General features: G+C 69.3%; 18 protein-coding genes and 2 pseudogenes. 3 read left to right on the forward strand and 17 right to left on the reverse strand.

All coding sequences use genetic code 11. The features are described from left to right. Positions 1 to 58 precede the first annotated feature (58 nt). On the forward strand, positions 59 to 1,039 hold the full coding sequence (locus ACZ63F_RS40610) for an aldo/keto reductase (protein ID WP_469718928.1): 981 nt from the start codon (positions 59 to 61) through the stop codon (positions 1,037 to 1,039). Between the two features lie 292 nt (positions 1,040 to 1,331). On the opposite strand, the gene ACZ63F_RS40615 is transcribed toward ACZ63F_RS40610, so the two are convergent. Continuing rightward, the gene (locus ACZ63F_RS40615) at positions 1,332 to 1,475 is read right to left on the reverse strand and encodes a hypothetical protein (protein ID WP_218162399.1); all 144 of its coding nucleotides are present in this window, start codon (positions 1,473 to 1,475) and stop codon (positions 1,332 to 1,334) included. Between the two features lie 150 nt (positions 1,476 to 1,625). Between ACZ63F_RS40615 and ACZ63F_RS40620 the strand changes: the two genes are divergently transcribed. Further along, a complete protein-coding gene (locus tag ACZ63F_RS40620; RefSeq protein WP_469718852.1) occupies positions 1,626 to 3,806 on the forward strand; it encodes a right-handed parallel beta-helix repeat-containing protein in 2,181 nt (726 codons plus the stop codon). A gap of 732 nt (positions 3,807 to 4,538) precedes the next feature. On the opposite strand, the pseudogene ACZ63F_RS40625 reads toward ACZ63F_RS40620, so the two are convergent. The 8 genes and pseudogenes from ACZ63F_RS40625 to ACZ63F_RS40660 form a co-directional block, all read right to left on the reverse strand. Then, a pseudogene (locus ACZ63F_RS40625) lies at positions 4,539 to 4,706 on the reverse strand (hypothetical protein); the annotation flags it as partial. 628 nt (positions 4,707 to 5,334) lie between these two features. Next, the gene (locus ACZ63F_RS40630) at positions 5,335 to 5,541 is read right to left on the reverse strand and encodes a hypothetical protein (RefSeq protein ID WP_469718854.1); all 207 of its coding nucleotides are present in this window, start codon (positions 5,539 to 5,541) and stop codon (positions 5,335 to 5,337) included. A gap of 285 nt (positions 5,542 to 5,826) precedes the next feature. Beyond that, positions 5,827 to 7,986: a SpoIIE family protein phosphatase gene (locus ACZ63F_RS40635; protein WP_469718856.1), complete on the reverse strand. Its 2,160-nt coding sequence runs from the start codon at positions 7,984 to 7,986 to the stop codon at positions 5,827 to 5,829. A 266-nt stretch (positions 7,987 to 8,252) separates the two neighbouring features. Further along, a complete protein-coding gene (locus tag ACZ63F_RS40640) occupies positions 8,253 to 8,387 on the reverse strand; it encodes a hypothetical protein (protein ID WP_469718858.1) in 135 nt (44 codons plus the stop codon). A gap of 338 nt (positions 8,388 to 8,725) precedes the next feature. After that, a complete protein-coding gene (locus ACZ63F_RS40645) occupies positions 8,726 to 9,787 on the reverse strand; it encodes a CU044_5270 family protein (RefSeq protein WP_469718859.1) in 1,062 nt (353 codons plus the stop codon). Beyond that, positions 9,784 to 10,422: an RNA polymerase sigma factor gene (locus ACZ63F_RS40650; protein WP_469718861.1), complete on the reverse strand. Its 639-nt coding sequence runs from the start codon at positions 10,420 to 10,422 to the stop codon at positions 9,784 to 9,786. Before ACZ63F_RS40650 ends, ACZ63F_RS40645 begins: the two co-directional genes overlap by 4 nt. 71 nt (positions 10,423 to 10,493) lie before the next feature. Further along, a pseudogene (locus tag ACZ63F_RS40655) lies at positions 10,494 to 10,758 on the reverse strand (MgtC/SapB family protein); the annotation flags it as partial. A 140-nt stretch (positions 10,759 to 10,898) separates the two neighbouring features. Beyond that, a complete protein-coding gene (locus ACZ63F_RS40660) occupies positions 10,899 to 11,519 on the reverse strand; it encodes a CGNR zinc finger domain-containing protein (protein WP_469718863.1) in 621 nt (206 codons plus the stop codon). Positions 11,520 to 11,648: 129 nt separating this feature from the next. Here ACZ63F_RS40660 and ACZ63F_RS40665 point away from each other — a divergent pair, with 129 nt between their 5' ends. Further along, a complete protein-coding gene (locus ACZ63F_RS40665) occupies positions 11,649 to 12,617 on the forward strand; it encodes a pyridoxamine 5'-phosphate oxidase family protein (protein ID WP_469718865.1) in 969 nt (322 codons plus the stop codon). Positions 12,618 to 12,665: 48 nt separating this feature from the next. Here the strand turns inward: ACZ63F_RS40665 and ACZ63F_RS40670 are convergent, their stop codons facing one another. From ACZ63F_RS40670 to ACZ63F_RS40705, 8 genes are all read right to left on the reverse strand, one after another. Then, positions 12,666 to 14,042, reverse strand: a complete 1,377-nt coding sequence (locus ACZ63F_RS40670; RefSeq protein WP_469718867.1) for a phosphomannomutase/phosphoglucomutase — start codon at positions 14,040 to 14,042, stop codon at positions 12,666 to 12,668. Next, the gene (locus tag ACZ63F_RS40675) at positions 14,039 to 15,679 is read right to left on the reverse strand and encodes a glycoside hydrolase family 13 protein (RefSeq protein ID WP_469718869.1); all 1,641 of its coding nucleotides are present in this window, start codon (positions 15,677 to 15,679) and stop codon (positions 14,039 to 14,041) included. The genes ACZ63F_RS40670 and ACZ63F_RS40675 overlap by 4 nt, the downstream gene beginning before the upstream one ends. Beyond that, the gene (locus ACZ63F_RS40680) at positions 15,676 to 16,893 is read right to left on the reverse strand and encodes a Gfo/Idh/MocA family protein (protein WP_469718871.1); all 1,218 of its coding nucleotides are present in this window, start codon (positions 16,891 to 16,893) and stop codon (positions 15,676 to 15,678) included. The genes ACZ63F_RS40675 and ACZ63F_RS40680 overlap by 4 nt, the downstream gene beginning before the upstream one ends. Continuing rightward, positions 16,890 to 17,906, reverse strand: coding sequence for a glycoside hydrolase family 130 protein (locus ACZ63F_RS40685; protein ID WP_371131468.1), 1,017 nt, complete (start codon positions 17,904 to 17,906; stop codon positions 16,890 to 16,892). The genes ACZ63F_RS40680 and ACZ63F_RS40685 overlap by 4 nt, the downstream gene beginning before the upstream one ends. A 63-nt stretch (positions 17,907 to 17,969) precedes the next feature. After that, entirely contained in the window at positions 17,970 to 18,863 is an 894-nt protein-coding gene (locus ACZ63F_RS40690) for a carbohydrate ABC transporter permease (protein WP_469718873.1), read from the reverse strand. Between the two features lies 1 nt (position 18,864). After that, positions 18,865 to 19,824 carry a carbohydrate ABC transporter permease gene (locus ACZ63F_RS40695; RefSeq protein ID WP_469718875.1) on the reverse strand — a complete coding sequence of 320 codons (960 nt, stop codon included), beginning with the start codon at positions 19,822 to 19,824 and terminating at the stop codon, positions 18,865 to 18,867. A 9-nt stretch (positions 19,825 to 19,833) separates the two neighbouring features. Then, positions 19,834 to 21,105: an extracellular solute-binding protein gene (locus ACZ63F_RS40700; protein ID WP_469718876.1), complete on the reverse strand. Its 1,272-nt coding sequence runs from the start codon at positions 21,103 to 21,105 to the stop codon at positions 19,834 to 19,836. Positions 21,106 to 21,218: 113 nt separating this feature from the next. Next, the gene (locus ACZ63F_RS40705; protein WP_469718878.1) at positions 21,219 to 22,238 is read right to left on the reverse strand and encodes a LacI family DNA-binding transcriptional regulator; all 1,020 of its coding nucleotides are present in this window, start codon (positions 22,236 to 22,238) and stop codon (positions 21,219 to 21,221) included. Positions 22,239 to 23,918: the final 1,680 nt, after the last annotated feature.

Consider the following 23,918-nt stretch of genomic DNA (forward strand, 5'->3'; position numbering starts at 1 on the left):
ACTCGACCTCGTGACCAGCAAGCAACCGCCACGCGACCACCCATCCACGGAAGAGACGCTGCCCGTCCGGAGCCTGCGTACCGGACACCAGCTCACGGAATTGGGCCTGGGCGCAGCCCAGTTCGGCAATCTGTTCACCGAGACGACCGACGAAGAGTCGTCTCGCGCCGTCGAAACTGCGGCCGAGGAAGGGATCCGCTACCTCGACACCGCGCCGCATTACGGCCTCGGGCTGTCAGAACGCCGCCTGGGGGACGCCCTGCGTGCGACCGCCCGGCAAGGCGTGGTCATCTCCTCGAAGGTCGGGCGTCTGCTCGTGGACAGCCCGGACACGGCTCACCGGCTCGACGACGGGTTCGTCGTCCCGGCGACGAAGAGACGGGTCTGGGACTTCAGCCGCGACGGGATCCTTCGTTCCGTGGAGGAGTCGCTGGGGCGGCTCGGGACGGACCGGCTCGATATCGCCTATCTGCACGATCCGGACGACCACTGGCGGGCGGCATCGTCGAGCGGGATCGCCGCTCTCACCGAGCTTCGGGACCAGGGCGTCGTCGGTGCCATCGGCGCCGGCATGAACCAGGCGGCGATGCTGGCCGAGTTCGTGAGGCGGACCGACGTCGACGTGGTGATGGTCGCCGGACGGTTCACTCTTCTCGACCAATCGGCACTGGACGACCTGCTGCCTGTCGCCGGCGCCCGCGGCGTGGGCGTCGTCGCCGCGGCGGTCTACAACTCCGGGCTGTTGAGCAATGCGGCCGTGAACGGCTCGGCGTACTACGACTACGGGGCAGCGCCGCGGTCCGTCGTCGAACGCGCTGCCGGCATCGCCGCCGTCTGTGAGCGACACGGCGTGGAGCTTCCCGCCGCCGCCGTTCAGTATCCGCTGCGCCACCCCGCGGTCACTGCCGTGGTGACCGGGATGCGCACTGAGGAGCATGTGCGCGGCAATGTCGCGCGGTATCGGGCGGTGATCCCGGAGGCGCTGTGGGAGGAACTGCACGGCACAGGACTGGTACCGGACCCCGCTCGCACACGTTAGTTCTCCCGGGCCCCAAGTAAACATCGTACGAATCTTGTGGCAAACATCATACGTATGCTAACCCTGTGGCGGGCATCAACGCCCCAGTCACAGGAAGCGATCGAACATGACATCGACGTCAGACTCGACACGCTCGGTGAGCAGACGGTGGAGGCGCAGGGCGGGCACCCTTGCGGCCCTCGGCGTCTGCGCCGTCATCGCATCAGCGCTCGTTCCCCTCCAGGCGCAAGCCGCGCCTCGGACGGTGTACTTCGCGGCGCCGGACGGGAAGGACTCCGGACACTGCAGCCAGTCACAGCCGTGCTCGCTCGAGCGGGCTCAGCATGTTGTCGGCCCGGCTGCCAAGCAGGGTGACGTAAGCGTTCAGCTTGCCGACGGCACCTATCGCCTTTCCAAGCCCCTCCGGTTCGGACCCGGCGATGACGGTGGCGACCACACCATCCACTGGACCGCCGCCCCGGGCGCTCACCCCGTCATCACAGGCGCCTCGAAGGTCACCGGCTGGTCCAAGTCCGAGGCAGGGTCAGGCATCTGGGAAGCGCATACACCCAGCGGCTTCGACACCCGCCAGCTCTACGTGAACGGCGTGATCGCCCCCCGCGCCTCCATCCGCCTGGCCAACGCGGACGTCACTCCCACCGCAACCGGTCTCACCATCAAGAACCCGGCCCTGAGCTACCTCGCCACCCTTCCCGACCAGGGGCGCATCGAGTTCGAGTCCCTCGGCGACTTCACGAACCGCTATTCGCCGGTTCAGAGCATCAGTGCCACCGAGATCACGATGGCGCAGCCGGCGTGGAACAACAACACGTGGGGCTGGGACACCGTCCAGAACTCATTCCTGGCCGGTCCGACCTGGTACCTCGACAACTCGCTGAGCTTCCTCACCCAGGTCGGCCAGTGGTATGTCGATCCGGACGCCGGGAAGCTCTACTACAAGCCGGCGAACGGGGTCGATCCCAACCAGCTCGACATCGAGCTGCCCCGTCTGGAGACACTGATCAGCATCGGCGGGACGTACGACAAGCCCGTGACCGGTCTTGCCTTCGAGGGCATCCAGTTCTCCGGAACCTCCTGGCTCGGCCCCTCGACCGACGGGTACGCGGACCAGCAGAACGGCCTCTTCATCAAGGGCGCCTACGACTACCGCCCCGCCGACGCCTTCAGCAGTTGCTCGCGCGGCTGCGAGATGTTCGAACGAGCGCGCACCAGCTGGTACCAGGAGCCCGCCGCCGTGCAGGTCTCCGCTGCCAGCCGCATCTCGTTCACCGGCAACACGTTCACCAACCTCGGCCAGTCGGCGCTGGGCGTCGGAAACGACGCCAATGCCACGACGACCGGCGTCGGGCTGGGCGCCAGCGACATCGACGTGGTCGGCAACCGGTTCATGGAGGACAGTGGCCACGGCGTCGCGGTCGGCGGCGTGCTGCCTGACGCGCACCACCCCAGCGACCCGAGGATGACCAACCAGAACATCCTGATCGCCGACAACACGATCGATCGCGTGGGGGTGGACTACAAGGACAACAGCGGCATCCTCAGCACCTACGTCACCAACGCCCGCATCCTGCACAACGAGGTCTCCAACGTCCCCTATGACGGCATCGACACCGGCTACGGGTGGGGCATCAACGACGCCGGAGGGTCGAACGACTATGTGGACCGCGGCTACTACAAGTGGAACCCGCTTTACACGACGCCGACCACGCTCAAGGACAACCGTGTCGAGGGCAACCTCGTGCACAACACGAAGGCGCGCTTCGCCGACGGTGGATCGGTCTACAACCTCTCCGCCAGCCCGGGAACCGTGGTAGCCAAGAACTACCTGTTCAACATCTCAGGAGTGGGCCTCTACCTCGACGAGGGCTCGCGCTCGATGACGTATGAGAACAACGTGGTCCAGGGCGGTTCCTTCCTCTTCACCAACGCGTACAGCCTCCGCAACAACACCAGCGACAACCTCATCCAGAACAACTGGTACAACTCGGGCGGAGCCTCGACGCCGAACGCCGCGGCGCACAACAACCAGCTGATCAACAACGTGAAGGTAGCGGGCGCCAACTGGCCCGCGGGCGCACGGGACGTGATCTGCCAGGCGGGTGTCGCACCGCAGTACCGGACGTCGCTCAACGCGAACCAGTTCGGCTTCACCGGGTGCCCGTCCGGCGGACCGGTCGCACCCGGCCTCCGTACTGCCGGAGCCTCGGCCGTCAGCTCGTACTTCGGCCAGAGCTTCGGTGGCTTCGGGATCGCGGCGGCGGGCGCCGACGTGTGGGGCGCCGGCGGTCAGCACGACGACCAGTTCGGCTCGATCTACCGGTCCGGCTCGTTCGCGGCCGACTCGAGCGTGTCCACCCGGGTCGTGTCGGTCAACGACGCCAACGCCTGGGCCAAGTCCGGGGTCATGGTCCGCAACGACATGACCAAGGCGGGCAGTTCGGCCGGGTATGCCGTCGTAGCGGTCACCGCCCGCAACGGCGTCGTGTTCGAGTGGGACGCCGACGGCGACGGGTATCTGGACACCGATGCCCGCGCCGGCGTCGACATCTACCGCCCCGTCTGGGTGAAGCTCACCCGATCGGGCACCTCGTTCAGCGCCTCGTACTCCTACGACGGCGCCAACTATGTCTCGATCGGTCAGCCCGTGACGTTGGCTTCGGCGGCAGCGAAGCAGGATGCGGGCATCTTCTCCACGTCCCACGACGTCACGCAGTCGGCGATCAACCAGTTCGACTCCGGCACCGTCACGGCCGTAACGATGCCGTAGGTGCCGCTCACGGTGGTCGACGACAGGCGCGGCGAGGTGTTCTGGAACGCGCCGGCAGACCGACGATTCAGGTTCACGGACTCTGGCGGCGGGCGTGTGAGCAGCAGAGTGCCAAGTGACTTGTCGTCGACCGTCCGGCCGTGCGGGGCGGACGTACGTTCGCCCCGCACGGCCTTCTCACCCGGCGCGGAGGGCCGGGTTGCCGGAGTGCCGTAGCAGGCAAGTCCTTTGCTGGTGGCCTGGCACTCGTCAACGCCGTCCAGGACGAGAAGAAGCGCACGTCCCGCCTCGGCATCGGAAGAACTGGCAGCGGACGCACGTCCTGTGGGGCCAAGTCGGCTGAGTACCGAAACAGGCGCCGATCAGCGGCACAACCGCCGGTGGGCGGCGACACCGGACCTTCCGCCGCAGGACCATGCTTGGCACTCCGGCCTCCCAACAGCGAGGAATTGTCAAGACCTGTGCATAAGGGTGGTCGGCTGCTGGCAGGCCCAAGAGGTCCTATCAGAGTCGTCGGACATGTCTGCAGGTGATGAGGCAGGTGGTGAGTCCGAGGAAGGCTTCGTGGACGTCGTCGCGTCGTTCCCGCCGGCTGCGCAGGCGACGAAAGCCGTGCAGCCAGGCGATCGTTCTCTCGACGTCGTACCGGAAGACGCCCATGCCGGAGCCGTGGGGCCGGCCCCGTTCGGCGATGAGCGGATGCCGCGCTGCCGGAGCAGGCGCCGGTACTTGTCATGGTCGTAGCCGCGGCCGGCCAGCAGGGCGTCCGCCCGCCGCCGGGGACGGCCGACGGTTGCGGCGACGGGCGGGGATCTTGTCCAACAGGGGCAGCAAGTACGTGACGTCGCTGCGGTTGCCGCCGGTCAGCGACACCGCGAGCGGAATGCCCTGGGCGTCGGTGACGACGTGACGTGGGGGAGCCGATCCCCGCCCGCGACCAGTTCAGCTTCTTCACCGACCGCAGCTTCGGTGATCGACCATGCCGGCCAGCGGCTTCGGGAGGTGTGTGCCAGCGCAGTTTGAGGTGGTTGTGCTTAGGACCGGCAGGGAGCGGATGTGTCCGTGCCTGCGGGAGTAGCTTGCGCTCGTCGGGGGTGAATCCGCGGTCGGCGGCAGCGCAGAGGGTGCGGAACCACAGGTCGGGATTCAGTTCCGTGATGATCTCGGTTCTCGCGAGGTAGGCGTACGGGCGCCCGTCACGGCTCATCCAGTGGTGCACCTTGTCGGGAGTGTCGAGCGTGGTGACCTGCTGGTGGTGGGGCAGGTCCCAGATCTGCAGTTCGCCGTTGTCGTCGGCGAGCACAAACAGCGTGCCCCGCGGGCCGAACCCGACGACTTTGGTAATGCTCGCGACGGGTAGCGGCTCGTAGACGCGATCGCGAGAGTTGATGTCCCAGACGTTTACGGTGCCTGTGCCAGGCGGCGATCAGGTCGTTGCTGAAGGCCGGATGGTCAGGGCCCTCGGGAAGGGCGCCGCTCACACCGTCGTGCCTGGTGTCACCGACATGGAGGTCCATCTGGGTGAGCACTAGGGGCCGGGCACGGTGATGTCGAGCGTGCCGATCGCGCGATGGGCGAGGGCGGCGGTGTCGAAGTCCTGAAACACTGGCTTGCCCGAGGTCTGCCAGGTCGCGGACGCCGATGGTCCAGTGGTGGACTCGGGTTCGGCAGCGGAGGAGAGCCGCCGTGCCGCGTACTGGAGCGACTGCCGGGCACACCTCCACAGAATGATCACGAAGCGCTGCGCCGAGAGAATTCACGGAAACCGCGGAGCCGTGGCGGGAGTCGGCCGTCGGTGAGAGGGCCGGGGTCGGGGCCGGGAATCGGCCGCGGACGGGCCAGGGGCTGTCGGGCGGATCATGCCGCAGACGCGGGGTCTTCCGCGCCCACCTGCGGCGTTGCCGTCGGTCTCCGCCGTCCCCCAGCCTTCGGCCGGAAGGGCCCCCACCGCGTCGACTCCCTCCTCAGCCTTGCAGTCGGACGCACCGGACCCCGCTCGCGTCGGCTGCTGAGTCGCGGCCTATTTCCCGCGACTTGATCCGCGGGCCGGCCCCTGGTCCGCAGCCGTGGACGAGTGCGTGACGCGGACCAGCAGCATGGCGATGTCGTCGGTGTGCGGATGGTGCGAGGCATTGCCGAGGAGTGTTTCGGTGAGGTCTTCGATGTCGTCGTCCGGGGCCTGGGCCAGTCGGCCGGCCAGGGCAGCGATGGCACCGTCGATGTCGATGCCCGGTGCTTCGACGAGCCCGTCGGTGTAGAGCGCCAGCGTGAGACCGGATGACAACGGAATGTCCACGGCCGGGTAGTCGGCGTCCGCGACGATACCGAGCAGAGGCCCCGGTCGGAGCGCGAGAGCTTCGGTACGGTCGTCCGGATGGCGCACCAGGGGCGGAATGTGTCCGGCCGTTGCCAGGAGGGCGCGGTGCCGGGCCAGATCGAACTGGATACAGAGGCAGCTGGCGAAGAGGCCGGGATTCAGGTCGCACATCACCTGGTTGGTACGGGTCAGGAGATCGTCGGGCGGCATGCCGACGGCGGCGTGGGTGTGAACGGCGGTGCGCAGCTGGCCCATCAGGGCCGCGGCCCGGACGTTGTGGCCCTGGACGTCGCCGATGACCGCTGTGGCGGTTGCGGCGCCGCAGCGGATGAGGTCGTAGAAGTCGCCGCCGACGTCCATGCCGTGAGTGGCGGGCAGGTAGCGGGCGGCGGTCCGCAGGCCGGGAACGTCGGGGAGCTGTTGCGGCAGCAGGCCGGTCTGCAGGGTGCGGGCGAGATCGTCCCGGGCCTCGTGCAGACAGGCCCTGTCCAGAGCCTGGGCGACCAGCCCGGCCACGGAGATCAGCAGATTGCGCTCGGTCCGCGCGAACCGCCGGGCCCGGTCGAAGGACAGCACGAGGATTCCCACCGGCCGGCCGCGGATGACCAGCGGCAGAAACGCCCACGCGTTTCTGGTGCCGTACTGGACAGCGTCCGGGTACGTCTGCTTGAACTCGGCGAAACTGCCGAAGAACAGGGGGCTCTGGCCGTTCAGGGCTCTTGCGGGTGCGTTGTCGGAGGCCAGGGAGCGGCCGTCGAAGAGGGACAGGAAGGCTGCGCTGTAGCCGCGCTGACCGACGACCTGCAGTCGTCCCTCGGATGCGGTCATCAGGATCAGGCCCGCGGCGCCGAAGGCGGGCAGGAGCTGGTTGGCGATGGTCTCGGCGACGTCGCTCACCCGCACCGTCTCCGTGAGACCTGCCGCCAGGTGCATGAGCTGGTGGAACGGCTTGATCTCGGTCGGTTCGACGAGGGGCAGGACGTGCCTGCGCTCACCGGCCGGCGACGCCTGGGCGAGGGACGCCATGTGGACGCTGACACCGGAGGCGTCCGGGTAGAGCTCGAAGGACAGACACTCCTCGGGCGCGCGCGTGACGGTGAAGTGGACCGGCCGGTGGCCGATGAGCGACGCACGGAACCGGTCCTCGAAGGCGGGACCGCCGAGCCACCCCAGACGGTCCCACGGCCGTACCCCCAGCAGATCGGCGGTGTCCACTCCGAGCAGGCTGCTCGCCGCGTCGCTGACGAAGGTGGTCCGGCCTTCCACATCCAGGGACATCGCCCCCGGCAAGCGCACGGCGTAGTCGTGAGCCGCCAGCGCTTCGGCCCGATCGGGGGTGCGGGACCGCTCCGCCGTGAGTGTCACGGGGCGTTTCCCGGGCAGCAGCGGACGCCCGCGTAGGCTCGAGCGCTCCAGCAGCATGCCCGCTGGGTGGCAGAACGCCTCGATCGCCGTCGCTTCGTCCGTGCCCAGGTACCCGGGATGCGAGGGCGGCCACAACAGGCAGACCGCACCCCACACGGCCTCACCGGCGATGACCGGGGCGGCCGCCACGGCGTGCTCGGGGACCATGAGGGCGAGCCGGGGAAAGTGAAGTGCCAGCACCTCGGAGTCTCCGACCCAGACCAGGCGCCTCTCGCGGGTCGCCTCGGCGACCGGGATGGCCTCTTCCACGTGGATCCGCGCCCAGGGGGAGAGCGCGGTCCAGGACGTGCCGTACAGCATCGACAGCTGCAGCACCGGCTCCTCGGGCGGCAGAAGGAACAGCATCGCGCTGGAGGCGTCGGTGTCCGCCACCAGACACCGGAAGAGGGAGGCCAGCTCCTCCCAGTCCCGTGCGGAGCCCGACGCAGCAGACACCACGGCCGTCACCGCCCTTCCTGGACACCGGCCACACGGTCGGACAGCGCGTACCCGGCCGGTTTCGGTCCGGTGCCGGTCCGGCCGAGGGGGCCGTCCGAGCGTAAGACATATGCTGACAATAGCCATGGAAACGCATGAAGGCCCTGTAAAAGAGCGTGATCGCTCCGGACACACATGGACGGGGGAGCACTGGGGCGGCTGACGTACGGGCGTCACCGGTTTCCGGACCCGAGACGGCTCCGGAAACCGTCCGTGCGCCGACCGTCCTATCGCCGGCGCCGTCCCACCAGGAGGATGCCACCGACCACGAGGGCCGCGAAGACGAACGTGGCGACGGCGTACACCGCGACCGGGGGGATGCGCTGCTCGGTGATGGCCATGACGAGGGGTTGGATTCGCACAGTGTGTCTCTTCGCGTAGTCGTCCGTCACCGCTCGCAATCGCCGGTCTGCCGGTGGCGATCTGCTGCGGTCTCGGTAATGACCTGTTCACCAGAAAGACCGGGTTCCCGTGACGGTGATCACACTGCTCGCTCGATCGGACCTGCGGGGAGGCGCGACCGCCCGTGCAGACCGCGGCAGCGGCAACAACAGCCGTTCGGTGCCCCTGGCTTGCGACCCGCCGAGCACGTGTCCGTGCAACGCGTGGCGCCCGCGGCCGGACGGCGTTCACCGTCCAGTCGCGGGCGCGCGCCGACTCTGCGGCGCAGCGGGCCACTCCGGTCACAGAGCTCCGGGTGTCACGCCTTGCCGCCGGACGGCACCTCGCCGATCTTGTCGGCCACGCCCCGGCCGAGTACCGCGGAGATTCCGGTCAGCTGGCCCGCCCTGCCCGCCGTGCTGTCCTTGACCAGGTAGCTGCGCTCGCCGAGGTAGGTGTGCGTGGTCTTGTCGAAGATGTATTCGGTGCGTTCGTTGAGGGACTCGAACGCCAGGGCGTCGCCGTGCCGGCCCGCGGCGTCGACGGCGCCGTGCACGACCTCCACGCCTGGGATCTTCCCGGCGGCCAGCCAGATGGCCGCCTCCACCTTCGGAGGGACGATCGCCTCGCCGACCGTCTCGCCGACCCAGTCGAAGGCCGCGGCGTCACGGCCGGGAGCGCGGCCCTCGGTGATGGCGTAGATCTTCTTCAGCAGGACGTCGGGGTCGGTGGGCAGCGCGGCCAGCTGCGCGTACGTCGTGTTGTCGGCACCAGGGGTCGTCGGTGCGCCACCGTCGATGCTGACCTGTGCGGTGCCGCCGCCGAGCTTCTCGTCCTGGCCGCCTTCGCGGATCAGCCCGGGGCGGGCGGGGTCCTCCGGGAGCCAGACCTGGCGCTCGTGCACGGCGTCCAGCTTGATCGGGCCATCCATCGTGCGCTCATGGATCTGACGGCTGAAGCCGACCTCGCTCCTGACGTAGACGTACTGGTCGGCCCGGACCGTCAGGCGCTTGCCCTTGCCGGTGGCGACGGCGACCTGCTGCATCAGCTCGGAGGTCCCCTGGGCCGAGGCAGGCAGCACGTTCACCACAGGAGAGAGGACGACGGAGGACGGCGCGGCAGGGGTGGTGGAGCCGGTGACGTTCAGCACCACGGCGGTCGCCACGGCGGCGACTGCCACCGGTGTGGCCACCAAGGCCCAGCGGGGGCGGCGGGGGGCTACGGCCACGGGAGCCGCGTCGGTACGAGTGATCTCACGCATCAGGTGTTCCTCGAGAAGTGCCGTGCGGGCGGAGGAGAGGCCGTGCGTCGCGGTGGCCGGAAACTGATCCGCCATGGCCTGGCGTTCGGTCTCTTCACCCCGCTGCGGGATGGCGTTCATCGGACTGTCTCCTGTGTCGACCGGACCGCGGTAGGGCGGTCACCCCGTATCTGTTCGCGAACCACGGGTGGTTCCGCAGTTCTTCTCTGCTTTTTCAGTTCCTCCTCGGTGAGCTGGTGCAGCCGCTTGCGGGCGCGGGCCAGCCTGGAGCGGACCGTGCCCACGGCGATGCCGAGCGCGTCGGCCGCCTCGGAGTAGCTGAGGTCGGACCACACGCAGAGCAGGAAGACGTCCCGTTCGTTCGTGCGCAGCCGGGCGACGGCGGCCCTGACGGCGGTGAGTCTGTGGTCCGCGTCCAGGCGCTCGGCGACCTCGTCGGAGAAATCGGGGACGGTGTCGAGTGCGGGCACCCGTTCCATGGCGTCCTTGTGGCGGCGCATGGCACGGCCACGGTTGCGCAGCAGGTTCGTCGCGATGCCGTACACCCACGGGTGCACACTGTCGTCGTTGGGATCCAGCCTCTCCCGCAGCCGCCACACCTCGAGGAAGGTCAGCGACACGATTTCCTCGGCGGTCGACCAGTCATTGGTGGCGCGCATGGCATGGCGGTGCACCGCCTGGGCGAGTTCCTGGAACAGTTCCCGGAACGCGTTGGGGTCGCCTGCCCGGAGCCGGGATCGTAGAGATACGTTCACGCAATGACCTGTTCGGAGAAGGCGCCCAAGTTCCCGTGAGCCGTGTCACAGCCGACGGTGGCAGGGCGGGCCGAGACGATCTGGGACGCCACCCTCGAGGGGTCGAAGGAGACGTTGTCCAGGCCCAGCACATCGGAGAAACCGTGCTGGGAGACCTCCGTCATCAGAGCACTCGCTATCCCGCAGGGTGTGCGTGCGCATGCCCGCGCTCTTCTGCTGAGCTGCTCTCTCCCATCCGATCAGACCCGACAGCAGCAGGGCGGGACCGAGTTCTGCCGGCTGCCGCACACCCTGCCCGTTGCCCCGCCGGTGACTCAATCGGCCGTATGTCGACATGCACGGTAACGGGAGGCGTGTCCCGGCGTGCAAGGCTGCAGGGCGGGGAGCAACCGCGCACACCATGGAGCAGGCAGGCGCGGGCTCCGGACGTGCAGCAGGGTCGAGGCCGCGGCTCTACTCGGTGCGCGGCGCAACGGTCAGGCCGTGCTCCGATGGTGTCGTTGGTAGTGCCGTGCGGAGCGGGCCCGGTTGCCGCAGCTCTTGGAGCACCATTCCCGGCGGGGGTGGTTCTTCAGGAAGTACAGGACGCAGCCCGGTGCCAGGCAGGCGCGGAGCTGGTGGCGGGAGTTCTGGCTGAAGAAAATGACCGCCTCTTCGGCGATGGCGGACAGGACTGCCCATGCCGCCTTTCCGCTGGTGTGCCCGTGGCGTGCGGGCTCGGCACCCGGGGACCAGTGCAACACCGGCCAGTGAGGTGTCTCGCCGGCAGCTTCGTTGACCACGTGAACCGCCGTGGACAGTTCAAGGATCTCGGACGGGGCTCCCGGCCGTGGCTCCTGGGTGACCTCCGCGGCCAGTCGGCGGAGGGCATCACGCAGGCTGATCAACCGGTCGCCCAGCCGGTGGAGGTCCGGTGCGGTGAGTCCGTCGATGTCGTCCGCCGTCATCAGGTCTGTTCGGGGGCACACGGAGGACAGCCATGCTTCGACGCCCCCCGGGTCACGCAGCGCGTCGTACCGGCCGTGGCGATCCGCCCAGATGGTGTTCATCAGCTCCACGGGGAGCGGCTCGCCCATGAGGGGTGCCCTGGTGTCCATCTGGCCAGACTACAGCGCTTCTAACGGCTGCATATGGCTCCAACCGTTTGACATGGGCGGTGGGCCGCGCCAGGATGTGCCTAACGCTTCGCTTGTCTTGCAAGCGTTAGATCGTGCGACGGGAAAGGGGTGGCGGCCGATCCGGCGCATGGGGAAGGCAGACTGATGATCGACTCGATGCGCGACGTGCATGAGGGTTTTCACGAAGGCGAGCTGTCCGTTCAACGCCGTGCGGGGGTAGCCGGAGAGGCTGCCCGGCTCAGAGGCATGCTGGCTCCCGCACAGCTGCGCAGCGGGGTCTCGCAGTTCTTGGCGGATCGCACCTTCGCGGCGATCACCGGCCGTGACGTTGACGGCCGACTGTGGATCACCCCGCTCGTCGGTCCTCCCGGATTCCTGAGCGCCGTCTCACCGGATGTCCTGCAGGTGCAGGCACTGCCCACGGAGGGTGCACCGCTGCGGCGTCTTCCCGAGCATCAGCCGGTCGGGCTGATCGTCATCGAGTTCGCCACGCGTCGGCGACTGCGCATCAACGGCACCCTCACCCGCGCCGACGAGAGCGGGCTGTACGTCAGTGTGGAGCAGCTGTACGGCAACTGCCCTCAGTACATCCAGGGCCGGCGCCTTCACACCGCGCCCGATTCGGCGGTCGGTGCGGGGCCGGCACGGCGAGGAAGCGCTTTGACGCACGACGACGTCGCCTTGGTCCGACGGTCCGACACCTTCCTGATCGGCACCACCCATCCCACCGGGGGCAACGACGCCTCGCACCGCGGCGGGTCGCCGGGATTCGTCCGGGCGGAGAACGGGCGGCTGTGGTGGCCTGACTACTCGGGCAACAACATGTTCAACACCCTCGGAAACCTCAGCACGGACCCCACCGCGACGCTCGCCTTCTTGGACTTCGCCACCGGACGCAGCCTCCACCTGTCCGGACACGCCGAGCTGGAATGGACGCGCCCGGGCGTCACCGGCGACGACGACGGCACCGGCCGACGAGTGCACTTCTACCCCGAGCACCTGGTGGCCGGCCTCGAACTGCCCCTGAGAGCGGATTCCGTCGCCGCGGCTCCCGGCAACCCTCCGCTGACCGATTAGTTCCCCGCATGCCTGAGCGCCACGGTCAGGACGTCCGGCCCCTCTCCGTCATGCGCGGACGAGTGTCAGGACCTCGTCTCGTATGCGGTTCAGGGCCGACGGCTCCGTCGCTTCCACGTTGAGCCGTAGGAGCGGTTCGGTGTTGGAGGGACGGAGGTTGAACCACCATGTGGGGGCGGAGACGGTGAGGCCGTCGAGGTCGTCGGTGGTGACACCGGGACGCGCGGTGAAGTGCTCGCGGACTGCCGCGAGGGTGGACTGCGTGTCGCGGACGGTGGAGTTGATCTCACCGGATGCAGGCATGCGCTGATAGCGGCGCATCAGGCCGGACAGTGCCTCCGGCTGTGAACCGAGAGCCGCGATCACATGGAGGGCGGCGAGCATGCCGGTGTCCGCGTTGTAGAAGTCCCGGAAGTAGTAGTGCGCGGAGTGTTCGCCGCCGAACACCGCGTTCGTCCGGTTCATCTCGGCCTTGATGAACGAGTGACCCACCCGGGTGCGGACGGGCGTGCCGCCGTGCTCGCGGACCACCTCGGGCACTGTCCTCGACGTGATCAGGTTGTGCAGCACCGTGCTCCCCGGATGCTCGGCGAGCAGCCGGACGGCGATCAGTGCGGTCACCGCCGACGGCGTCACCGCCTCGCCGCGCTCGTCGACGACGAAACAGCGGTCGGCGTCACCGTCGAAGGCGAGCCCCAGATCGGCTGCGTTCTCCCGTACCGCGTTCTGCAGGTCGACGATGTTGGCCGGGTTGAGCGGATTGGCCTCGTGGTGCGGAAACGTCCCGTCGAGCTCGAAGTAGAGGGGGACGATCTCGACCGGAACCTTGCCGAGGACGGCCGGCGCGGTGAGTCCGCTCATTCCGTTACCGGCGTCCACCACGATTCTGAGCGGGCGGATGCCGGAGAGGTCGACGAGCGAGAGCAGGTGGGCCGCGTACTCCTCCAGCATGTCGCGCCGGACGACGGAACCCTCGGGCCGTCGCGGTTCGGGCAGGCCCTCACCCGCGGCCCAGCGTTCCACGAGGGCGCGGATCTCGCGCAGTCCGGTGTCCTGACCGATCGGAGCCGCGCCCGGACGGCACATCTTGATGCCGTTGTAGCGGGCGGGATTGTGGCTGGCCGTGAACATCGCGCCGGCCAGCCGCAGGGTGCCGCTGGCGAAGTACAGCTCGTCCGTGGAACACAGGCCGATCTCGGTGACGTCGGCTCCCTGCGCGGCGGCACCGCGCGCGAAGGCCGCGGCGAGACCGGGCGAACTGGACCGCATGTCGTGGCCCGTCACGACGGCCTCGGCACCCGTCGTCTCGACGAAGGCCGCGCCGAACAACACGGCAAGATCTTCGTTGAGTTGTTCGGGTACGACGCCTCGGACGTCGTAGGCCTTCACCACTGCGGACAGGTCGGCGCCTGACAGGTCACTCACTGCGGGTACTCCTCGAGAACGATCCAGACGGTGGTGTCCTGCGGGACATCCCTGCCGTCGAGCGGTGCGCTGGACAGCAGCACCCGGGCACGGTCGTCCAGCCGGACGGGGCGCGCACCGAAGTTGACCAGGCACCGCAGGGCGGCCGACCGGTCGAAGGCGAACCATTCGCCGCTCGCGGGGCCCTGCAGGTGCAGTCCGGTGCGCATGGGCGGGTGGGCGCGCCGCAGGTGCAGCGCCGCGCGGTACAGCGTGAGCATGGAGAAGGCGTCGTCCCGCTGAGCCGCCACGGTGAGAGCGGCCCAGTCCGGCGGCTGCGGAAGCCAGCAGCTGTCGGGGTCGGCGTCGCTGAAGCCGTACGGCGGGACACCGCCCGCCCAGGGCAGGGGCACCCGGCTGCCGTCACGTCCTCGGACGCGGTGCCCGGAACGTTCCCACAAGGGGTCTCGGATCCGGTCGTCCGGAACGTGGGCCTGCGGCAGGCCGAGCTCCTCGCCCTGGTATACGTAGGCCGCCCCGGGAAGGGCCAGCATCAGCAGCGCCGCCGCACGAGCGCGACGCTCGCCGAGTGGGCCCCCTCCGTAGCGGGTGACCGGACGCACCGCATCGTGACTGGACAGCACCCAGGTCACGGGAGCGCCCACCGCGGACATGGCCTGCACGGACCGGTCGATCACGTCACGCATCGCCCGTGCGTCCCAAGCGCTCTCCAGAAAGGCGAAGTTGAAGATCTGCTGCATCTCGCCGGGCGCGACGTAGCGTGCCAGGCGCGCGCGGTCGAAGACGCCGGCCTCGGCGACCATCACCCGCTCGTGCGGCGGCACCGCTCCCGCTGGGGCGGGGTGGTTGTCCAGGAGGGCCCGCCACCTCCGGAACTGCGGGTGCAGCTCCTCCTGGTCGTAGTAGGGCATCAGATGGTTGCGGTGCACGTCCTGGTGCTGGCCGGGACCCGCGTCGGGCAGACCCTCCGCCTTGAACAGGGTGTGCGCGACGTCGACGCGGAACCCGTCGACGCCCTGGTCCAGCCAGTGCCCGAGTATCCGCTCGAACTCGGCGGGCACCTCGGGGTTGCGCCAGTTCAGGTCGGGTTGCTCCGGGGCGTGCAGGTGCAGGTACCACTGGCCGGGGAGGCCGTCCGCCTCGTCGATCCGGGTCCAGGCGGGACCGCCGAAGGCGGACTGCCAGTCGTTGGGTGGCAGTTCACCCTTCTCCCCGCGGCCGTCCCGGAAGAGGTAGCGCTCCCTGGCCGCAGACCGCGGACCGGCGGCGAGCGCCGCGCGGAACCAGGGGTGCCGGTGCGAGGTGTGGTTGGGGACCACGTCCACGAGGACCTTGATGCCGAGCGTGTGCGCCTTCGTCACCAGGGCGGCGAAATCGGCGGCCGTTCCGAGGTCGGCTGCCACGCCGGTGTGATCGGCGATGTCGTATCCGCCGTCCGCCAACGGCGAGGGGTAGAAGGGGGTGATCCACACCGCGTCCACGCCCAGTCCCGCCAGATGCTCCAGCCGGGCGGTGGCACCGGGGAGGTCGCCGACGCCGTCCGCGTTGCCGTCGGCGAAGGCCCTCGGGTGTATCTCGTAGCAGACCGCCTCCCTCCACCAGGGGGAGGGCGGGACGGGTGCGGGCGTCACGGTCATCGTGCGGCTCCGTCGAGGACGGGCGCGGTGAGGGTGACGGTGCGGCCGCTCCGTGCGGAACGGGTGGCCGCGTCGGCCACGGCCACGGCGGCCAGGCCGGCCGCGGCGTCGGCCTGCGGCGTGCCACCGTGTTCCGCGCAGTGCAGAAGGTCCGTCATGGCGGCCCGCACGCTCTCGGTGTACACGTACTGCTTGCGGTCCTCCCCGCCGAGGTCGACGACGCACTCCACCCGGTGCGGCACGCTGCGTGACACACCCCGGCCGCGGGCCGGTTCGGCCGACCCGGCGTCGCGGGTCACGGACACCGTCACGCGCTCCTGCCCGTGCGGCCGCAGACCGTCGACGGCGAGCAGTTCGGCGGCCCGTGCGGGCAGCGCCTCCCAACGGACCGCACTCGCCTCGTCGGTCCACGCGGTGATCGTCGCGCGGGTCGGGATCCAGCCGGTGACACGGGCCTCCGCGAAGCCGTAGTCGAGCCGCATCAACTGGCGCTCCGCACGGTGGGCGTGGGTGAAGGAGTGGGTGTGGGTGGCGACGGCGCCGCCGGGGTGGACGGCGGTGGCCACCACGATGTCCACGGGGCCCTCGGCGCGCCGCACCTCGGTGCCCTGCACCTGGAACGGGACGCTGCCCATCAGGGCGTTGGCCGCGTCGAAGAAGTGCACGCCGTGCTCGACCTGGATGCCTCCGCTGCGCGCCGGGTCCCAGAACCAGTGCCCGGGCCCGAGGTCCTCGTCGGAGGCGTCGTTCTCGAAGGCGAACCGCCGCAGCGGGTCCAGCAGTTGCTCCTCCCCGAGCCGCTTCAGCAGCCGCAGGAGAGGGTTGTAGCGCAGGACGTGGTCGATCACGAACACCCCGCGCGAGCCGCGGGTCTGCGCCTCGACCCGCGCCGCGTCCGCCACGCCGAGGGCCATCGGCTTCTCGCAGAAGACGTGCTTGCCCGCCCGCAGTGCGGTGACCGCGGCGTCCGCGTGCGCGGCCGGCGGGGTGGCCAGCACGACCACGTCGACGTCCGGCGCCGCGGCGACGTCCGCCACGCTCGTGTGGACGGCCGCACCGTACCGGTCGGCGAGCACCTGGGCCCGCCGCCGGTCGGCGTCGGCGCACGCGACGATCCGCAGTGCCGGGATGTCGTGTATCGCGTCCAGCACGAACGTGCCGAAGGCCCCGCAGCCGACCAGAGCGACGCGGCGCCCGGTACGGCCGGAGGTCACGCGGACCGGTCCAGGCGGGCGACGCCGATGTGCGCGTCGGCCATGCCGTAGAAGACGTACCGCACGCCGTCGATCTCCTCCACGGCGGTGGGGAAGACCACGTTGGGCACGGTGCCCGAGCGCTCCTCCTCGGTCTCCGGGGCCATGAGCGGCTCGGCGGTGCGGGCGATGACACGGGAGGGGTCCGCGGGGTCGAGGATCATCGCACCGGCCGCGTAGTTGACCGTCTGGACCTGCGCGAAGGGGTCCTCGATGGTGCCCGAGACACCGTGGTGGATGAGCAGCCAGCCCTCGTCGACCCGGATCGGAGCCGGGCCGGCGCCGATCTTGAGCTCTTCCCAGGCGTACTCGGACAGCGCCACCAGGCGGTGGTGGCGCGGCCGGGTCAGGGCGCCGAGGTCCTGCTTGACCTCGTCGACCGGGACGTAGGAGATCCAGATTCCGGGGCGCTCGTCGGTCACCCCGGCCGGCAGGTGGACGCCCTCACCGGGCCGGAACCACCCGAGGTCCCACATCGGCCGGTGCAGCATGGCGTAGTACATCGCGCCGTCCGGGCCCGGCACGGGTTCGGGGAAGTGCACGACGTCCTTGTTGGGGAAGAGGTTGAGATCGGTGTCGAGGTCGGGCTGGTAGGCGAACTGGATCGGGCCCAGACGCTCCCAGTGGACCAGGTCCTCGGAGACGGCGAGGGCCGGCTTGGGGCCGAGCGGACCGTAGGCCACGTACGACATGACGTAGCGGCCGAGGTCCTCGATCCAGGTGGTGCGGGGGTCCTCGACGCCGGCGTTGTTCTTGCCGCGCTCCCAGCCGGCGTCTGGTGCGAGGACGACGCCGCGCCGCTCGACGCCGGTGGGTACGCCGTCGTCCAGGACGACCTCGGCGAGGCCGACGCGGGAGACATTGCCGTCGGCGACCAGCCGCGGCAGCAGGTGCAGCGTGCCGTCGGGCGTGCGGCCGGAGGCCGGGTTGAGCACGCCCTCGACCTCGTTGGCCTCGCCGGGCAGGGGGGACATCACGACGCCGACCCGGGTCAGGGTGTAGGGGACAGGGTTGGTGGTGCTGTGGGACACGGAAGGTCAGCCCTTCGTTGCTGAGTCGATGTCGGTGGAGTTGAACCGGCGCTGGAAGACGAGATAGAGCGCCACCGCGGGCGCGGCCAGGACGCAGGCTCCGGCGAGGATGGTGCCGAAGGGGTTGGCGGCCGCGGAGGCGACGGTGCTGATGTAGTTGGCCAGGGAGACGGCCAGCGGCTGCATGTCCTGCCGCTTGGTGACGAGGAACGGCCAGAGGAACTCGTTCCAGGGGCCGGTGAAGCTGAGCAGTACGACCGAGAAGAGGGCCGGCTTGCACAGCGGAACCGCGATGCGGAACAGGATCTGCAGTTCGTTCGCGCCGTCGATGCGGGCGGCCTCGAACATGGCGGCCGGCAACTGGAGGAAGAACTGGCGGAAGATGAACACGGCGCTCGTGTTGATCGCGAAAGGCAGGATCATGCCGAGGTAGGAGTCGGCCAGTCCGTAGTCGCGGACGATCAGCACGTACAGCGGGATCAGCAGCAGCTGGAACGGTACGACCTGGACCAGCAGCACCAGGGCGAACGTCGAACCTCGGCCGCGGAACTGCAACCGGGCCAGGGCGTACCCGGCGAGCAGACCGAACACGGTGGTGCAGATGATCACACCGCCGGTGAAGATGCCGGAGTTGACCAGCGAACGGCCCAGGGAGATCGCCGAGTCGATCGCCGCGTAGTTGTGCAGGGTCAGGTTGGACGGACTGGGGAACGCCCCGGTGGGACTGGAGTCCGGCTCCTTCTGCAGCGATCCGATGATCATGTAGTAGAAGGGGAAGAGGAAGGCGAACGCGCCGATGAGCAGGGCGATCCGCGAGCCGATCGCCCGGGTGCGGGTGCGTGAGGGCCGCTCGTTCCCGGGGCGCTCGCCGGAGGGGCGGGCTGCGACGTCGGTGGTCATCTCAGTCCCTTTCCACGAGGCGTCGGTAGACGAGTGAGATGGCGGTGATCAGCACGACGAGGATCACGCCGATGGCCGCTGCCTCGTCCGGGTGTCCCTGCTGCAGACCCCGCTGGTACATCAGCAGCACGGGCGAGGTCGTCGCGCCGTCTGGTCCGCCGCCGCTGGTGAGCAGATAGGGCTCGGTGAAGAGGTTGGCGCCGGTGATCGTCGCGAGGATCAGGACCAGCAGGGTGGCGGGCCGCACCGCGGGCACCGTGACCGAGCGGAAGATGCGCAGCCGCCCGGCGCCGTCGATTTCCGCCGCCTCGTAGAGCTCGTTCGGCACGTTCTGCAGCGCCGACAGGTACAGCACCACGAAGAAGCCCAGTTGCTTCCACGCCACGAAGATCGCCACGACCGGCATCGCCAGGTGTGAGTTGACCAGCCAGGACGGGCTAGGGGCCAGCGGGCCCAGCGCCTGGTTGACCAGGCCGTCGCTGTTGAACAGGAACAGCCACACACCGACGACCGCGACGCTGGCGGTGATGTAGGGGATGTAGTAGGCCGTGCGGAAGAAGGACCGCAGGGGGAGTTTCTTGTTGAGCGCGTTGGCCAGGACCAGTGAACCGACCACGGTCAGCGGCACGTTGATGACCAGGAAGACGGCGATGTTGAGGAAGGAGCGCCAGACGTCCGGGTCGGTGAGCACCGTCGTGTAGTTGTCCAGGCCCACGAAGGGCCGGTCGACCTGCACGCCGGGAGCGGCGAAGTAGTAGTCGTGGAAGGACATCCACACGGCGAAGCCGAGCGGGTACACGAAGATCGCCGCGAGGTAGATCAGGTACGGGGAGACGAAGAGCATGCCGATGGGCTGGTGGCCGCCCAGCCGCAGCCGCCACGGCGAGCGTGGCGTCGGCGGCTTCGCCGTCCGCCCGCCGGCGCGTCGGCGCCGGCGGGCGTCAGAGGTGGTGGTGGACATGGGGCGTGCTCACTTGTCCTGTGCCAGTTCGTCCACCTTGGCCGCGGCGGCCTTGAGGGTCGCGGCGACGTCGCCCTTGCCGAAGATCACGGACTTGCTGTAGGCGTCACGGAAGGTCTGCCAGACCTCGACGGAGTTGGCAACGTTGGGCGCCTCGATGGTGTGATCCGCCTGCTGCGCGAAGGCCGTGTAGTCCTTGTGCGAGGCGAAGTAGTCCGGGTAGGCGCTGGTCAGGCCGGCGCGCATGGGCATCTGGCCGGTAGCCTCCAGCAGCTGACCGTCCTGGTCCTTGCTGGTGGCGAACTTCATGACGTCCCAAGCCGTCGCACGGTTCTTGCAGGCCGTGAACATGCCGATGGACTTCTCGTCACTGAAGGTGCCCTTGCCCGGGGCGCCGTCCGAGGTCGGCACCGGCACCGCACCCCACTTGACCTTGTCGCCGTAGACGGAGACCGCCCAGGGGCCCACGGTGGCCATGGCGGCCTTGCCGTCGGCGAAGGCGTCGCCGTTGTACGTCTCGTTCGGCGCCAGGTGCTCGGAGTACATGGTCTTCCACAGCTCGGCGGCCTTGATGCCGTCGGCCGAGGCGAACTGGGCCTTGCCGTTCTCGACCAGCTGCTTGCCGGTCTGGGCCGTGAACATGGGGTAGTAGTCGAACCAGGACTGGTAGAACTCTGACGACGGAGCCGGCCAGATCGCGGCCTTGGCCGCCTTGGCGGCGACCAGCTTGCGGGAGGTGTCGAGGAAGTCCTGGTAGGTGGAGAGCTTGGGGTGCTCCGGGTCCAGTCCCGCCTTCTTGAACAGGTCCTTGTTGTAGAAGATCATCACGGGGTTGCTCTTCCACGGCATCTGGTAGTACTTGCCGTCCGGCGAGGCGTACTGCGACAGCTTGCCGCCGACGCGGTCCTGCAGGTACTTCTTGCCGTCGGGGAAGTCGTCCAGCGGGACGAGGCCCCCCTGCTTCTGGAAGCCGGGCACGGCAGCCGGAGCGGTGTTGAGGACCAGGCAGGGAGCGTTGCCGGCGGTGATCGCCGCGCCGATGACCTCTTCGGAGCTCTTGCCCGCCGGAATCTCCTGGGCGGTCACCTTCTCCTTGGGGTGCGTCGCGTTCCAGGACGCCACCATCTTCTTGCCCCACGCGACTTCCTGCGCGTTGTTGGAATACCAGACGGTGATCGGTCCGTGCGCGTCGGCGGAGGCGCTCGAGTCGGAGCCGCCGCTGCCGCACGCGGAGAGCGTCAGCGCCGCCACGGGCAGCATGACGAGGAGAGCCTTCTTCATTGGAGGTTCCGTTTCTTGCTGGATGAATGTCTTGCGGTAGGGCCCGGCTGCTGTGGGTCTCCCGCCCCGTCCCGGGGGCTCGGGTGCAACAGGCGTGCCGCGGGTCGATTTGCTCAGCGCGCCGGCGCCGGGCCGGTGGAGCCGCGCACCATGAGAGCGGCCGGCTCGAGTTCCCGGTCGGCTGTGCTGCCGGTCTCGATCAGCTCCACCAGGGCCTGGGCGGACGCCCTGCCCCAGGAGACCGGATTGGATCGGCAGGTGGTCAGCGACGGGTTGGTGTAGGACGCGAGGGGTACGTCGTCGAAGCCGACGACGGACAGGTCCTCGGGCAGCCGCAGTCCGGCGTCCTGGGCGACCGCCATCCCGGCCGTGGCCGAGAGGTCGTTGCCGTAGACGATCGCCGTCGGGGGAGACGGCTGCCGCAGCAGTTCGCGGGTGGCGCGTGCTCCGCCCTCGGCCGTGAAGCCGCCCTGCAGTAACGTTCCTGCAGGCAGGCCCGCGTCGGCGAGGGCGTCGCTCCAGGCCTGACTGCGGCGCCGGGCGTGGACGAACTCGTCGGGACCGGCGACGTAGGCGATGTCGCGATGTCCCAGCGCGATGAGATGGCGCACGGCCTCCCGTACGGCCGGACGGTCGTCCAGGCCGACCGAGGGCAGGCCGGTCCCGGTGTCCGGCGTCCCCACGGCCACGGCCGGCAGCCCGAGCTCGGCGACCAGGGCCGGACGGGGGTCGTCGGTGCGCAGGTCGGTGAGGAACACGCCGTCCACCCGACGGTCGGCCGCGAGCCTGCGATAGGTGTCCACCTCGTTCTCGGGCCGGCTCATCTGCAGCATCAGACCGTCACCGGTCTCCGAGATCACTGTCTCGATCCCCGCCATGAACGCGGGGAAGAACGGGTCGGTGCCGATGAGCTCGGGTTCGCGCGCCAGGACCAGTCCGACGGCTCGGACGCGGCCCGTGGACAGTGCGCGGGCGCTGGAACTCGGGGTCCATCCGAGTTCTTCGGCCGCGGACCGTACCCGGCGCTGGGTGTCCGCCGCGACGCCCGGTCGGTTGTTGAGCACGAAGGAGACCGTCGCGCGGGAGACTCCGGCCAGTTTGGCCACGTCACCGATGGTGGGACGACGGGACATACGCACCGCTTTCGTTCGACGGCAGGCGCTCACGGCTCCCCAGGAGGGTGCCGTGCCGGCTCGGCGGCGCGGGGCCGCCTCGGCGTTTAAACCGGTTTGAATGACAAGTCCGTAGACTCCGCGCAAAGAACGCGACAAGTCAAGGGGTGGAGAGAAACTCGTTGAATGTTTTACATATAGACCGTAATGTCCGATGGGTGCCGAGCGCGAGGGCCGACTGTCGTGGGGTTCGACACGTGCCGCCTCGATCCGTGTGGGTATTTGCTGACGTGAAGATCGCCCTCTGGTGGGTGGACGTGTCCCTCGCCGAAGACCACCGAGCTGCGCCGAAGCACCTGATCGCGATCGCTCGGGGCTCCGGGAAGGACATCGCCGGAGGAGGGCGCTGCCCTGGACGAGGACCTACGGCGCGCGGACCGGCCACCGGCCCGCCGGCCGTTCGGACGGGACCGGCGCAGGGGCGGGCCGCGGGAGACCAGAATCCGAGCCGCACCACATCCAGGACTGCGGGCCCGGGCGCCGAGACTCCCGGGCGCCCGGCTCAACGGCGTCGGCCACGTGGCCCACGACTACTGACCGTGCGCTCCGGTCGCGAACTGCGCCCCGTCGGTGTGACCGAGTGCCGCAGCCGGCGGGTCCACGGATCAGGCGTAGTGCCGACTGTGCCGTCCAGCCAGGGCGATGGGCTCGGCGCATGACTTGCTCGATGCCGGAAGCGATTCCGGCCGTACTGTCGGCTTCCCGGCCCGAAACCCCCTCGACCGGCGCGCTGCCCGAACGTACGTGGTTCCGGAGCGGCAGCCCATGACTGTCGGTTCGCCGGTGACCGCAGCGCATCGAGGACCAGGACGATGCCGGCACTGATCGCGCCGCCTCCGCCGAGCAGCACGTGGCTCGGCGTCAGCGGCGGCCACGAGGCAGTGGCGATCCCGGACTGCTCGATCGGCAGCGCTGGAAGGGAGTTCGGCATCCGGCGCTCCTGGAAAGTCCTTCCGGCTGCCCTGCAATGGCCCTGCAGGTCTTGCCTGTCGGTGCCGCCGCTGTCATGACGGGTCCATTCCGCTGCCTGGCGCGTGGGGCCGCGGGCGGGAGTGCCCACGGTGGTGCAACGGCGGCCCGGCCCCGTCCGGCAGACGGCATTTGCATCCGGCAACGCGCGCTGCTGCCTGCCCCGACGAGGTGCGGGGTGATGCGAACGGCCGTGACCTCGGGCGGGCGTGGGTGCCCCGGAGCGTCAGGCGGAGACGGCGGCGAGGAGCCAGTGCTCGGGCACGTCGTTCTCCGGGGCGGTGAAGAAGCGGGGGCGGCGTAGGTGAGATGGTCGAGGGTGAGGGACCCGTCGCCGTCACGGTCGAGGCGCGCGAACTCGGCCACGGCCCCCGGGCCGGTGACGTTCTGGGCTTTGAGGTACTTCTCGAACTCGCTCTTGCCGATCCAGCCGTTTCCGTCGGCGTCCGTCAGCGCGAAGACTCCGTCCGTGACCTCGCGGATGTAGCCGGGGAGGTCGGAGGCCGACGTCCCGACCATCGTCCTCTCCACGCACGAGATCATTTCCATCTTGGTCACCCGGGTGCCCGTGTTGGAGTCGACGGCCTTGGCGACTCCCGTGATGAACGTCTTGAGGATGCGGGCCCCTGGGCGTCCGTACTCCCCGGATCGTAGGCGGCGCGCGGCAGATCT

This window comes from Streptomyces sp. NPDC104761, assembly GCF_055583445.1.